This window comes from Salmonella sp. NW1250 (assembly GCF_051812965.1).
In the GTDB taxonomy this organism is placed as follows: domain Bacteria; phylum Pseudomonadota; class Gammaproteobacteria; order Enterobacterales; family Enterobacteriaceae; genus Salmonella; species Salmonella enterica.
This window is the reverse complement of sequence record NZ_JAMNDD010000016.1, coordinates 59,035-72,313: the sequence shown is the minus strand read 5'-3', so window position 1 is coordinate 72,313 and position 13,279 is coordinate 59,035. Positions and strand designations below refer to the sequence as shown.

At 54.3% G+C, this 13,279-nt stretch carries 11 protein-coding genes; 3 read left to right on the top strand and 8 right to left on the bottom strand.

Annotated features, from left to right (window positions below):
* Positions 1 to 255: 255 nt before the first annotated feature.
* The gene (locus NBA72_RS21735; protein ID WP_023241744.1) at positions 256 to 1,068 is read left to right on the top strand and encodes a dienelactone hydrolase family protein; all 813 of its coding nucleotides are present in this window, start codon (positions 256 to 258) and stop codon (positions 1,066 to 1,068) included.
* A 79-nt stretch (positions 1,069 to 1,147) separates the two neighbouring features.
* On the opposite strand, the gene NBA72_RS21730 is transcribed toward NBA72_RS21735, so the two are convergent.
* Positions 1,148 to 2,491: an anaerobic sulfatase maturase gene (locus tag NBA72_RS21730; RefSeq protein WP_023241743.1), complete on the bottom strand. Its 1,344-nt coding sequence runs from the start codon at positions 2,489 to 2,491 to the stop codon at positions 1,148 to 1,150.
* 334 nt (positions 2,492 to 2,825) lie between these two features.
* On the bottom strand, positions 2,826 to 5,090 hold the full coding sequence (gene metE / locus NBA72_RS21725; protein WP_042949737.1) for a 5-methyltetrahydropteroyltriglutamate--homocysteine S-methyltransferase: 2,265 nt from the start codon (positions 5,088 to 5,090) through the stop codon (positions 2,826 to 2,828).
* Between the two features lie 248 nt (positions 5,091 to 5,338).
* Here metE and metR point away from each other — a divergent pair, with 248 nt between their 5' ends.
* Positions 5,339 to 6,292 (top strand): HTH-type transcriptional regulator MetR, encoded by a 954-nt coding sequence (gene metR / locus NBA72_RS21720; RefSeq protein ID WP_000569786.1) that lies wholly within the window; start codon positions 5,339 to 5,341, stop codon positions 6,290 to 6,292.
* On the opposite strand, the gene NBA72_RS21715 is transcribed toward metR, so the two are convergent.
* The 3 genes from NBA72_RS21715 to pldB all read right to left on the bottom strand — a co-directional run bounded on the left by NBA72_RS21715 (position 6,180) and on the right by pldB (position 8,992).
* A complete protein-coding gene (locus tag NBA72_RS21715) occupies positions 6,180 to 7,079 on the bottom strand; it encodes a carboxylate/amino acid/amine transporter (RefSeq protein WP_001196254.1) in 900 nt (299 codons plus the stop codon). The two genes, metR and NBA72_RS21715, sit on opposite strands and share 113 nt — an antisense overlap.
* An 80-nt stretch (positions 7,080 to 7,159) precedes the next feature.
* Positions 7,160 to 7,960 carry a sugar/pyridoxal phosphate phosphatase YigL gene (gene yigL / locus NBA72_RS21710; protein WP_000285338.1) on the bottom strand — a complete coding sequence of 267 codons (801 nt, stop codon included), beginning with the start codon at positions 7,958 to 7,960 and terminating at the stop codon, positions 7,160 to 7,162.
* 15 nt (positions 7,961 to 7,975) lie between these two features.
* Positions 7,976 to 8,992, bottom strand: coding sequence for a lysophospholipase L2 (gene pldB, locus NBA72_RS21705; protein WP_000487685.1), 1,017 nt, complete (start codon positions 8,990 to 8,992; stop codon positions 7,976 to 7,978).
* Positions 8,993 to 9,102: 110 nt separating this feature from the next.
* Here pldB and rhtB point away from each other — a divergent pair, with 110 nt between their 5' ends.
* On the top strand, positions 9,103 to 9,723 hold the full coding sequence (gene rhtB, locus NBA72_RS21700; protein WP_042949736.1) for a homoserine/homoserine lactone efflux protein: 621 nt from the start codon (positions 9,103 to 9,105) through the stop codon (positions 9,721 to 9,723).
* 39 nt (positions 9,724 to 9,762) lie between these two features.
* On the opposite strand, the gene rhtC is transcribed toward rhtB, so the two are convergent.
* The 3 genes from rhtC to pldA all read right to left on the bottom strand — a co-directional run bounded on the left by rhtC (position 9,763) and on the right by pldA (position 13,229).
* On the bottom strand, positions 9,763 to 10,383 hold the full coding sequence (gene rhtC, locus NBA72_RS21695) for a threonine export protein RhtC (RefSeq protein WP_000980080.1): 621 nt from the start codon (positions 10,381 to 10,383) through the stop codon (positions 9,763 to 9,765).
* Between the two features lie 63 nt (positions 10,384 to 10,446).
* Positions 10,447 to 12,276 (bottom strand): ATP-dependent DNA helicase RecQ, encoded by a 1,830-nt coding sequence (gene recQ, locus NBA72_RS21690; RefSeq protein ID WP_001533487.1) that lies wholly within the window; start codon positions 12,274 to 12,276, stop codon positions 10,447 to 10,449.
* A gap of 83 nt (positions 12,277 to 12,359) precedes the next feature.
* Positions 12,360 to 13,229: a phospholipase A gene (pldA, locus tag NBA72_RS21685; RefSeq protein WP_001201692.1), complete on the bottom strand. Its 870-nt coding sequence runs from the start codon at positions 13,227 to 13,229 to the stop codon at positions 12,360 to 12,362.
* Positions 13,230 to 13,279: the final 50 nt, after the last annotated feature.

Sequence of the window (13,279 nt, the reverse complement as noted above, 5' to 3'; positions counted from 1 at the left end):
AAACTCCTCTGTGAATCGGGTTTGTCAGAAGAAGCAAAGAGACACTTTACCTAAGGCATAAAGATATTTTCGTGACAGCCATCACTATGATGTAAAACAATTGCACTCGTTTACCATTAAAAAGTGATGCGTATCACAATAAATAATCAATATCGCCAGGCATTGCACAAAAGATAGCCGCTTTAAGGCAATGTGGTTTGTTACACACTGTCTATAGTTAAGATTGCGCTATTTTTTAAGGGTACGGAGAATACCATGACAACGACACATCCATCCGGCTTTGCACCTGCAGCTTCCCCACTTGCCCCTACGATGATTCATACGCCTGATGGGGCCATTAGCGCGGGGATAACGTCGATTCCCTCTCAGGGCGACGATATGCCAGCCTATTACGCCAGACCAAAGGCAAGCGACGGCGCGCTGCCTGTGGTCATTGTGGTACAGGAAATTTTTGGCGTACATGAACACATTCGCGATATTTGCCGACGACTGGCGCTGGAAGGCTATCTCGCTATCGCGCCGGAGCTCTATTTCCGCGAAGGCGACCCCAATGATTTCGCCGATATACCCACATTATTGAGCGGGCTGGTGGCTAAAGTACCCGATTCGCAAGTCCTTGCCGACCTGGATCACGTCGCCAGTTGGGCTTCGCGCAACGGCGGGGATGCGCATCGGCTGATGATCACCGGTTTTTGTTGGGGAGGCCGAATTACCTGGCTATACGCCGCGCACAACCCACAGTTAAAAGCGGCGGTAGCGTGGTACGGCAAGCTGGTGGGCGACACGTCACTCAATTCGCCGAAGCATCCCATTGATATCGCCACCGATCTTAACGCGCCGGTACTGGGTTTATACGGCGGACAGGATACCAGTATTCCACAGGAGAGCGTGGAAACCATGCGTCAGGCGCTACGCGCCGCTAATGCGAAGGCGGAAATCGTGGTCTATCCCGATGCAGGGCACGCGTTTAATGCCGATTATCGTCCGGGCTACCACGAAGCCTCAGCGAAAGACGGCTGGCAAAGAATGCTGGAATGGTTCGCTCAGTACGGCGGGAAAAAAGGCTAACCACAGCGCATTACGATGTTTGTTGGGCCTACGAGACCGGAGTCGGTATAGGCTCAACAAAGCGTCATCGCCACGTTAGCTATGCTTTACCACAGCATTTTTTATATTTTTTGCCGCTGCCGCAGGGACAGAGATGGTTACGACTGACGGCTCCTGTGTCTTTACGCGAGTCCTGCGCCAGCCAGCGCATGATCGATGCCATCGGATAGCCTTGCGCCAGCAGCTCCCGCCAGACATTCATATACGGCGTAACGTGCTGGAAAAAATGCTTATAGCCCGCACACAAGTAATTATGCGCAGGATGACCGGACGGCGAGACGGCAAAGCGATGCTTCGGACAGCCGCCATGACACGCAAAGCGGTAGTCACAGCGACGACAATCGGCGGTCAGGGTCTCCCGCTTGGCCTCACCAAAGGCAATAGCCCGCTCGCTATTATTTAAGGTTTTGATGCTGTGTTGGTGGATATTCCCCAGCAGATGCTCCGGGTAGACAAAGTGGTCGCAGTTGTAGAGATCGCCGTTCGACTCCAACGCGAAGGCATGTCCACAAGTCTCGGAATGTACACACAGTACCGGCTGCTGCGCCGTCCAGGCGGCTAACGCCACGTCAAACATCTGCACATAGACGCGGTCTACGTCGCGACGAACCCAGATATCAAAGATCTGGTTGAGAAATTCGCCATATTGCCACGACGGTACCGTCCATGGCGCCAGCGTCGCCGCGCTTTCGCCGGGCATCACCAGATTAAGTACCGATGAGTTATCGGTGCTCATTCGCTCTACCAGCGGGATAAACTGAATAAAACGCGATCCCGCCGCCAGAAGAAATTCGTAGACGTCTGCTGCATGACCGACGTTATGTTTTCCCACGACGGTTAAGGTATTAAAGTCGACATGGTGCGCTTTAAGCCGCGCCATTGCTGCGACGACCTGTTCATGAGTTCCTTTTCCAGCGCGATTAAGCCGATAGTGGTTGTGTAACGACGCCGGGCCGTCGATAGAGAGACCGATGAGAAAATGCTGTTCAGCGAAAAAGCGCGCCCACTCGTCATTCACCAGGATGCCGTTCGTCTGCAACGCATGAGTGATTTTTCGCCCATCGCCGTACTTTTCACATAATGCGACAACCCGACGGAAAAACGGTAGCCCCATCATGGTCGGTTCGCCGCCCTGCCAGGCAAAGTCAATGCGGTCGCCACTCTGCGCGGCAATATGCTGGCGTATAAACTGTTCCAGCGTCTCGTCCGACATTCGCCAGTTTTTATTGCGTTCCGGGTACAGCGCCTCTTTTTCAAGATAGAAGCAATATGTGCAATCAATATTGCAGATCGCGCCGCCGGGTTTGGCCATTACGTGACAACCTGCTACCGCCATGTCAGACATCTCCGTTAAAAAATAAGGTTCACCAGCGCCATGAGACAATGCGACGTTTATCGTCGCCAGGGAACATAACAGAATGGAAAACCTCGTTTTGTGCTATGAGAGCGCTGGGCGATCATGACAGGAAAAACGATCTGCGAGGCAATAAAAGCCGCCGCGCTGCTTCCGGGGACGCTATCCGCCTGGTTGTCATTCATACGGAGAACCTTTTTATTATCAAGATCGCCAAATAGCCAGATCCTGAAAAAGACAGCGCGGAAAATAAGAAAAAGGGAAATGAGAAGAAAGAGGCGCTGTTAATCAGGTCAGGCACGGGCGCTACCCGTCAAAGGGTAGCGCCGCATTGCTGCCGGATAAACGCAGCGGTCAGGATGGGCTATTTCGCCTGACGCAGATTATGCGCCGCTTTGACCATGTTCGCTAACGCCGCGCGGGTTTCCGGCCAACCGCGAGTTTTCAGACCGCAGTCCGGATTCACCCACAGGCGTTGTGCCGGAATACGCTGTGCCGCCTTCTTCAGCAGGGCTTCAATCCACTCGACGCTCGGCACGTTCGGCGAGTGAATATCGTACACGCCCGGCCCGATTTCGTTCGGGTAGTCGAACGCTTCGAACGACTCCAGCAACTCCATATCCGAGCGGGAGGTCTCAATGGTGATCACATCCGCATCCAGCGCGGCGATCGAATCCATAATGTCATTGAACTCGCAGTAACACATGTGGGTGTGGATCTGGGTTTCATCCTTCGCCACCGCCGCGTTGATGCGGAAGGCTTCCACACCCCATTCCAGATAGGCGTCCCAGTCGCTGCGACGCAGCGGTAGACCTTCGCGCAGCGCCGGTTCGTCGATCTGAATAATCCCAATCCCCGCCGCCTCCAGATCCGCAACTTCATCACGCAGCGCCAGCGCAATCTGTTTCGCAATCGTTTCGCGGGTCACGTCTTCGCGGGGGAATGACCAGCAAAGAATAGTCACCGGGCCGGTCAACATCCCTTTTACCGGCTTGTCGGTCAGCGACTGGGCATATTTCGCCCACTCCACGGTAATCGGTGCCGGACGGCTGATATCGCCAATCACTACCGGCGGTTTCACACAGCGGGAGCCATAGCTTTGCACCCAACCATTCTGGGTAAAGACGAAGCCGTCCAGATGCTCGCCGAAGTATTCCACCATGTCGTTTCGCTCGGCTTCGCCGTGTACCAGCACATCCAGCCCTAAACGCTCCTGCTCGATGATAGCCTGTTTGATATGTTCGGCGATGCCGGTGCGGTAGTTATTCGCGTCGAGGTTGCCCTTTTTGAAGTCCAGACGCAGGCCGCGAATTTCCGTGGTTTGCGGAAACGAACCGATAGTCGTCGTCGGCCAGGCGGGAAGTTTAAAGCGGGCGCGTTGCGCTTCAGCGCGCACCTCATACGGATTCTCACGCTGGCTGTCCTGCGCGGTGATCGCCGCCAGGCGTTTTTCTACCGCGGCATTATGTACGCGACGGGAGTGACGACGAGCCTGAATCGGTGCGCTCCATTCCTCAAGCGCCGCCGTTTCGCCGCTGTTCAGCGCATCGCGCAGCAACGCCAGTTCACCGCATTTTTGCAGCGCAAAGGCAAACCAGCTTTTAACTTCCGTATCCAGACGCGTTTCGACGCTGAGATCGATCGGGCTGTGCAGCAAAGAGCAGGAGGATGCTACCCACAGCGCGCGTTTGCCCACAAGGGCGTTAATCTGCGCGTATTTTTCGGTCAAATCGGCGCGCCAGACATTACGCCCGTTAATCAAGCCTGCGGAAAGCAGCCAGTCGACCGGCAGACGTTGATGCAGTTCCGCTACATCATCTTTGCCATGAATGAGGTCAACATGTAACCCCTGTACCGGTAGCGCGATAATAGTGTCCAGGTTTGGCGTCACGCCTTCAAAATAGGTCGTCAGCAACAGCTTCACCTGGCCGGCGAGCGCGTCGTAAGCCGGTTTGAAGGCATCCAGCCACGCCTGCGGCAGTTCCAGCACCAGCGCTGGCTCATCAATTTGGACCCACTCAATACCACGCTTCGCCAGTTCAGCCAGCACGTGCTGATACACCGGCAAAATGTCTTTCAGCAACGTCAGGCGGTCAAACGGTTCGCCTTTCACTTTACCCAGCCACAGATACGTGACAGGCCCCAGCAGTACGGGTTTGATCTTATGCCCCAGCGCCAGCGCTTCGTCCACTTCCTCCAGCAACTGTGTCCAGGTGAGTCTGAACTGCTGGCCTTTGCTGAACTCCGGTACTATGTAGTGATAGTTAGTATTAAACCATTTGGTCATTTCCGCTGCCGCCGCCGGTTCGCCGGTTGGCGCGCGACCGCGGCCAATGCGGAACAGAGTGTCGATGTCCACGGAACCGTCGTTGTTCTGATGACGAGCCGGCACATTGCCTAACAGCAGGCTGGTGGTCAGAACATGGTCGTACCAGGCAAAGTCGCCTACCGGTAACAGGTCAATATCCGCTTGTTTCTGCTGCTCCCAGTGACGCGCGCGCAGTTCGCGCCCCACCGCCAGTAACGCTTCACGCGTTGAGTTCCCCGCCCAGTAGCTCTCTTGCGCTTTTTTCAACTCGCGACGCAGGCCAACGCGAGGAAAACCGAGGGTATGAGTCAATATTGTCATTTTACTTCCTCTCTTATTTTATTGAATCTGAAAGTAAAACTCTAAATAGTTCGGCTTGCAGGAAGGCGGCGACACAGCGCATCCCCAGGAGCTTACTGAAGTAAGTGACTGGGGTAAGCAAGGAAGCCAACGCATCTGCAAGTCGAAATATGACGAGTTTTAGACGTCTGGATGTTTACACATCCATAATGTAAAGGTACTGTATATTCCTCAAGCGCAATTTGTTCATGGCGAAGTGAAGGACTTTCATGATCGAAATTAAACATCTGAAAACACTCCAGGCATTGCGGAATAGTGGATCGCTGGCTGCTGCTGCTGCGGTGCTGCACCAGACCCAATCCGCTCTGTCTCATCAGTTCAGCGATCTGGAACAACGCCTTGGCTTCCGCCTGTTCGTGCGTAAAAGCCAGCCGCTGCGCTTTACGCCGCAGGGGGAAGTTCTGCTGCAACTGGCAAACCAGGTGCTGCCGCAAATCAGCCGTGCGCTGCAGGCGTGCAACGAACCGCAGCAAACTCGTCTGCGCATCGCTATTGAATGTCATAGCTGTATTCAGTGGTTGACCCCGGCGCTGGAAAACTTCCGTGCAAGCTGGCCGCAGGTAGAAATGGATTTCACATCCGGCGTCACTTTTGATCCGCAACCGGCCTTGCAACAGGGCGAGCTGGATTTGGTGATGACGTCGGATATTTTGCCGCGCAGCGGGCTGCATTATTCGCCGATGTTTGATTTTGAAGTCCGACTGGTGCTGGCGCCCGACCATCCGCTGGCCAGCAAAACGCAGATTACGCCGGAAGATTTAGCCAGCGAAACGCTGTTGATTTACCCGGTGCAGCGCAGCCGACTGGATGTCTGGCGACATTTCCTGCAACCGGCGGGTATCAGTCCGCTGCTGAAAAGCGTGGATAATACGCTACTGCTGATTCAGATGGTGGCGGCCAGAATGGGCATTGCCGCCCTGCCGCACTGGGTGGTGGAAAGCGTTGAGCGCCAGGGTCTGGTGGTGACCAAAACCCTGGGTGATGGTCTGTGGAGCCGCCTGTATGCCGCCGTGCGCGACGGCGACCAGCGTCAGGCGGTGACCGAGGCGTTTATTCGCTCGACGCGGGATCACGCCTGCGATCATCTGCCGTTTGTGCGGAGCGCGGAGCGACCCATTTTCGATGCACCCACAGCGAAGCCAGGATCACAGCCGCGCCTGTAATAAAGCTTGGCCAGTGGGGCTGCTGATGCCAGATGGCAAGATTAACCAGCAGTCCTGCGGGAACATGCATATTATTCATGATACCCAGCGTCCCGGCGTCTACCTGGGTAGCGCCATAGTTCCACATAAAGTAGCCAATGCCGGACGCCACCACGCCGAGAAACACCAGAATGCTCCATTGCAGCGTGGTTTCCGGCAGCTTTTGCGCGTTCCCCAACAGCGACCACGCCACCGCCGCCACCAAAAACGCCCCCAGATAGAACCACGCAAAGGCGTTGTGCTGCGGCATGGGACGGGTCTCCATCAGACGTTTATACCCCACCATTCCGATAGCGAAACTGATATTAGAAAGCTGCACCAGGAGCAAACCGACCCAAAAATGGTCGGTCACGCGATCGTAGCGAATAATCCCGGCGCCAATCACCGCCAACAACGCGCTAAATGCATAGCCCCAGCGCAAACGACGCTGACTCATCACATCGTAAATCAGCGTGATATAGAGCGGCGTCAGAACGGTAAACAGCAGCAGTTCGGATACGGTCAGGTAGAGGTAAGCATGGAAGCTCAACATATACATGATGCCAAGCTGCATCGCCCCCACCAGCATATACAGGCTGATGGTTTTTAGGTTGTGCCCGCGAGAACGCAAAAACGGCAGAAAAACGAGCGCCGCCAGCCCAACGCGTATCAGCACCGCGAAATAGCTATCGACATGCCCGGCAAGATACTCGCCAAATAAACTAAAGGAGAAAGCCCACAGGATAGTGGTAATGATGAGTAGCGCCACAATGGATGTCTCTTAAAACAGGGAACACCCATTGTAGCGGAGAGTGAAGTTGACAACTGGTCAACTAACAAACAATCACATCAGCGTAAGAAAAGATCGCGCAGGTAATGCGGCACGGCGTTATCCGCGTTGATGCCGATCACCTCAAGTTCGGGATACAGGTCTTTCAGACGCTGGTGCGCATTGCCCATGATGCAGCCTTTGCCCGCCATCGTGAGCATTTCAGCGTCGTTCATTCCGTCGCCAAAGGCGATACACTCTTTCAGGCTGTACCCCATCGCCTGAGCGACCGCTTCCAGCGCATGACCTTTCGACACTCCGCCCGCCATCACTTCCAGACAGGTTAGCGTAGAGAAGCTCACGTTTACCCGATCGCCCCAGCGCGCGTTAATCGCCTGCTCCAGCGGCAACAACTTTTCATGAGTGTCGCTGGTGAAAAACACTTTGCTGACGCCCTCCGGCTCCAGCAGCGCAGGCTCAAACAACGAGTAGTTAAATACCGCCTCTTTGAAAAAACGCATTTCATCGGGGCGATGACGATTCATAAACCATTCGTCGTCGCGATAAACGTTAGTCACGATGTCCGGGTTCGCATTCACCACGCCGAACAGGTCGCTGGCAATGTCGCTGTCCAGATTATGCGTAAAAACCAAATTCCCGTCGGTATCGTGCACTCGCGCGCCGTTGGAGGTGATCATGTAAGACTTGATTTCAAGATTATCGCGGATTTGCCCTACATCGACATGATGACGACCAGTGGCAAAGACAAAATGGATGCCGCGTGCGGTCAACAGCTTCAGAGTCTCTTTGGCATAAGGGGACAACGTATGGTCGGGGGAGAGCAGCGTGCCATCTAAATCAGACGCAACAACCTGATACATAATAAAATTTAACCTCTAAGCAAAGCGATTTCCGCTGGATAAATTAGGCTTGTTGAAAAATTCAACAATGGCGTTAAGCGCGACTGAGCGCATGGCGTCCTTTTCAAAAAGGATCTCATGGTACGCGCCTTTGATAACCAGCGGTTTTCCCCCTTCACAAGGGTATCCCGCCGCGGCGCGAATTTCACAAAAACGATCGTGGGTGCGGTTATCCACTACCCGCTCTTCTTCCGCCTGAATCAGTAGCGTAGGCGTCGTGTCATCGCTCGCCCCGGCCAGTACCTGCTCACCCGCCAGAATGCCTTCGCGTACCCAATGCCAGGTGGGGCCGCCAACGCGCAGCTGCGGCTCGTCGGCATAAAATCGTAAGTTGCGCTGATAACGCTGGCGGCTGTGGGTCAGCGCATTCATCCCAAACGGCAACGCCCGCCACTGACCGGTACCAATAGCGTAATCTTCACGGATACGCTGGTGCCCCTCGGCCCAGTCGAGAATATGGCGCACCATAAAGGAAGGCAAGCGTATCACAATACCAAACATCGGCGCGGTGAGCGCAATAGCGTCGCACCGCACACGATGGCGTTGCAGGAACAGGGTGGCTATCGCGCCCCCCATTGAGTGCGCCAGGATATAACGCTTACGCCACGGCCCCGGCTCAATTTCCTGCTGCCAGAACGCCGCTAAGTCCTCAACATAATCGTTAAAATGATCAACATGACCCCGATGCGGGTCCGATAACATCCGCCCGGAGCGCCCTTGACCACGGTGGTCAATGATGAAGATATCAAAACCGAGATGAAAAAGGTCATACGCCAGTTCAGCGTATTTTACATAACTCTCAATGCGGCCAGGACAAATGACGATCGTCCGATCGTTGGAATCATTTCGAAAACGGACAAAGCGCACCGGAATGTTACCCACGCCGATAAACTCCGCCTCTTCCCGCTGACGCCAGAAATCGGTCAGCGGCCCCATAGCAAAAGCGGCAAACGCATTTTCTCTTGTTTCCCAGTCATTTTGCTGCTGAAACATCGGGTTTTCGGCCTCGTTTACCAGGTAAAATCGTTTTTTGCGTCGTGCCTGACACAACACAGCGGCAGTAGCGTATTGTGGCACAAAAACAGACAACCAGGGAGTTTCGCATGACCTTTGAATGGTGGTTCGCCTATCTACTGACCTCAATTCTGTTGAGTCTTTCTCCGGGTTCAGGCGCCATCAATACCATGACGACGTCTATCAACCATGGATATCGTGGCGCAGTGGCTTCTATCGCCGGACTCCAGACCGGGCTGGGGATACATATCGTACTGGTGGGCGTCGGACTGGGTACGCTCTTTTCGCGCTCGCTCATCGCTTTTGAAATCCTGAAATGGGCTGGCGCGGCTTATCTTATCTGGCTGGGTATCCAGCAATGGCGCGCCGCAGGCGCTATCGATCTGCATACCCTCGCCCAGACGCAATCGCGGGGTCGGCTGTTCAAACGGGCGATATTTGTCAATCTAACCAATCCCAAAAGTATTGTCTTTCTTGCCGCCCTGTTTCCGCAATTCATCATGCCGCAGCAACCGCAACTGGCGCAGTACCTCATTCTCGGCGTCACTACGATTGTGGTGGATATGATTGTGATGACCGGTTACGCCACGCTGGCGCAGCGCATTGCCGCCTGGATTAAAGGACCAAAGCAGATGAAGGCGCTGAATAAAGCGTTTGGTTCGTTGTTTATGCTGGTAGGCGCGCTCCTGGCGTCGGCAAGACACGCGTGATAGTCGTGCCGGATGATGTTTATCCGGCCCGGAGGTAAATTAGCGCGAAATAATCAGGTGAATACCAAAGCCCGCAAACAGAGCGCCGGCAAAGCCATCAATCCATTTCGCCAGACGCTGATAGCCGCGGCGCATTTTCGGCAGCGCGAACAGGCTGGCGACTACGGTAAACCAGGCCAGCGTTTCCAGGGTAATTAACGCGAAAATACCCCAGCGCGCCGCAGCGCCGACGTTATCGCCGACAAAAAGTGAAAAAACGGAACCAAAATAGATAATCGCTTTAGGATTCGACAGATTGGTCAGCAGCCCTTTGAGAAAGCTGCGCCCGCTCTGCGCCAGTTCAATGTGCGGAGAAGACGCCGCCGCATCCTGTTTTTTCAGCGCGCCGCGCAGCATCTGATAGCCCATCCAGCACAGGTACAGGCCGCCGCCTACCATAATGATCGTATGCAGCCAGGCCATTTTTTCGATGATGAGATGCAGGCCAAGCAGCGCCACGCCCGCCCATACCATCACGCCGCAGGTAATGCCCAGTACGCCCATCATCGCTTCTTTACGCGAACGGCTGACAGCAGTTTGAGACACGAAGAAAAAGTCGGGGCCGGGGCTCATTAGCGCAACGATGTGCACCATTGCCACGGTGAAAAATAGCATCATCATAAAAATGGCTCGCGGGGAAATAGTTCAGTGAGTCACCATCCTGGCACTTTTTTGCCGGGCTGACTACTCTTCGTCATCACCATCGACATGCGCGCGGATGAGCGCCATGAATTCTTTCCCGAAGCGCTCCAGTTTGCGCATCCCAACCCCGTTAACGCTTAACATCTCGCTGGCGGAAACCGGCATCTGTTCCGCCATCTCTATCAGCGTGGCGTCGTTAAAGACCACATACGGCGGGATATTCTCTTCATCAGCGATAGCTTTACGCAGCTTGCGCAACTTAGCGAACAATTTGCGATCGTAATTACCGCCGAACGATTTCTGCATCACGCGGGGTTTGAGGGCGACGATGCGCGGCACCGCAAGCTTTAGCGGAACGTCTCCACGGAGTACCGGACGCGCGGCATCCGTCAACTGTAATGCGGAGTGCTGCGCAATATTTTGCATTACCAGCCCCAGATGAATGAGCTGGCGAATCACGCTCACCCAGTGCTCATGGCTCTTTTCGCGTCCCATGCCATAAACCTTGAGTTTGTCATGACCGAAATCGCGGATGCGTTGGTTATTCGCGCCGCGGATCACCTCGACAACGTAGCCCATGCCAAAACGCTGGTTAACCCGACCAATGGTAGAAAGCGCAATCTGGGCATCGTTTAAGCCATCATATTGTTTGGGCGGATCGAGACAGATATCGCAGTTGCCGCACGGTTCTTGCCGGCCTTCGCCAAAGTAATTAAGTAATACCAGGCGGCGGCAGGTTTGCGCTTCGGCAAAAGCGCCCATCGCATTCAGTTTATGCCGTTCAATATCCTGAAGCTGTCCGGCTGGTTTCTCTTCCAGACAACGACGTAGCCAGGCCATGTCAGCCGGATCGTAAAATAGCATGGCTTCCGCAGGCAGTCCGTCGCGCCCGGCGCGGCCCGTTTCCTGATAGTAGGATTCAATATTGCGCGGGATATCGAAATGCACGACGAAACGTACGTTAGGTTTGTTTATGCCCATTCCAAAAGCGACGGTCGCCACCACGATTTGCAGATCGTCGCGCTGAAATTTTTCCTGCACATCGGCGCGAATAGCGTTTTCCAGCCCCGCATGATAGGCCGCCGCGCTAATGCCGCGACTTTGCAAGCGCGCAGCGGTATCTTCCACTTTCGCCCGACTGTTGCAGTAGATGATACCCGATTTGCCGCGTTGCTCCTGAACATAGCGCATTAGCTGGTCGAGCGGCTTAAACTTCTCCATCAGCATGTAGCGGATATTCGGTCGGTCAAAGCTACTGATCTGGATTAACGGATCGTTAAGCCCAAGCAGACGAATAATATCCTGGCGCGTGGTGTCGTCGGCGGTGGCGGTCAATGCCATAAACGGCAAAGCGGGAAAACGCTGGCGAAGCTGACCGAGAGCCGCATATTCCGGACGGAAATCATGACCCCACTGCGAGATACAGTGCGCTTCATCCACCGCCAGCAATACCGGATTCCAGTGCGCCAGATGATCAAGAAAGTTGTCCAGCATCAGGCGTTCCGGCGCAATATACAGCAGACGAATCTGTCCGGTACGGCACCCCGCCATCACCTCAAGCTGCTGCTCGCGGCTTTGAGTGGAGTTCAGACAGGCCGCCGCCACCCCGTTCGCCAGTAGCTGATCGACCTGGTCTTTCATCAACGAGATCAGGGGCGAAACGACGACGGTCAATCCGTCCAGCAACAACGCCGGGATTTGATAGCACAGAGATTTGCCGCCGCCGGTGGGCATGACGACCAGACAGTCGCGACCGGAGAGCGCAGTATCAATAATCGCTTCCTGGCCCGGGCGAAACTGTTGGTAGCCAAAGGTTTCCTGTAAAACCTGTTTGGCCCCTGATTCCAGATTCAACACTTCCGCCTGCGCCACATTAACCCCGTTCACCATAAATCAAAACAGGCGCTATTTTCAGCGCCTGCGAGAGAAACTGCAATGTTTAAAACACAATCCAATCAGAAGATATCGTTAAGCATCACGCCGACGCCGACACGTGTCTGATTAAAATTATAGTCGATCAGCGATTCGCCATAGCCGCTGTACACCTGGGTATAAAGCCGGACATGTTTAGTGACCGGATAGCTTAATCCAACTTCCGCGCCGCCGTAGCCTGTATTCCAGTTGTACTGGCCTTTGGCGCTTAATACCGCCTCGCCCAGGTGATAACCGATTTTAAGCTGGTAATAACCCATATATTTGGTGATGTCCGGATTATCATCGGTACTGCCAATCACGTACCACGGTTTAACCTCTACCAGCCAGTTACCGTTTTCGGCCATCAGACGGGTATACAGACGGTTCCAGCTACGCGAGGTGGGGTCCGAACGTCCGTTAGAGTCATGGTTGTAGCCCATCTCTACGTCGCGCAGCGTCCAGCCGGCAAAGCGATAATCGGTAGCAAAACCAAGAAAAAGCTGCGGTTCGTAGTTGGTTTCGCGAAACGGCGAAGACTCTTTACTGTTGGAAAGCTGCCACCAGGATTTCTGCGTATAGGAAGCGCCCAGTACCGAGTTCGGCCCCAGTATTCCGCGCCACAGCGGAAACGCCAGGCTCAACTGAAATTTCACTTCATCTTTACGTGCGTTTTCAGACCAGTTGTAGGTACTTATGGCCTCTTTGTTCAGATCGCTGGTGTTCGTGTAGATCAAGTAGTTCGTGTCATAAGGGTAAAGCGTAAAAGGGTTATCATGCTCCTGTAGCATGTTAGCGATGATACTTCCCCGTACTGCAGGCGCATCATGAACCTCTTTTATCGTAGCTTCTTGTGCATATGCCGCTAATGGCAGTAGCGTGGCTGGCAACAACCCTCTCAAAATCGCCCGCATTCTTGACGTTCTCCTGACGAAGTATTTTCAGCTTGAATCATTCTCTGCCA

Coding starts and splice junctions, on each gene's coding strand:
- rhtB (WP_042949736.1), top strand. CDS start 9,103: ATGACCTTTGAATGGTGGTTCGCCTATCTACTGACCTCAATTCTGTTG.
- yigL (WP_000285338.1), bottom strand. CDS start 7,960: ATGTATCAGGTTGTTGCGTCTGATTTAGATGGCACGCTGCTCTCCCCC.
- metR (WP_000569786.1), top strand. CDS start 5,339: ATGATCGAAATTAAACATCTGAAAACACTCCAGGCATTGCGGAATAGT.
- pldA (WP_001201692.1), bottom strand. CDS start 13,229: ATGCGGGCGATTTTGAGAGGGTTGTTGCCAGCCACGCTACTGCCATTA.
- NBA72_RS21735 (WP_023241744.1), top strand. CDS start 256: ATGACAACGACACATCCATCCGGCTTTGCACCTGCAGCTTCCCCACTT.
- pldB (WP_000487685.1), bottom strand. CDS start 8,992: ATGTTTCAGCAGCAAAATGACTGGGAAACAAGAGAAAATGCGTTTGCC.
- rhtC (WP_000980080.1), bottom strand. CDS start 10,383: ATGATGATGCTATTTTTCACCGTGGCAATGGTGCACATCGTTGCGCTA.
- metE (WP_042949737.1), bottom strand. CDS start 5,090: ATGACAATATTGACTCATACCCTCGGTTTTCCTCGCGTTGGCCTGCGT.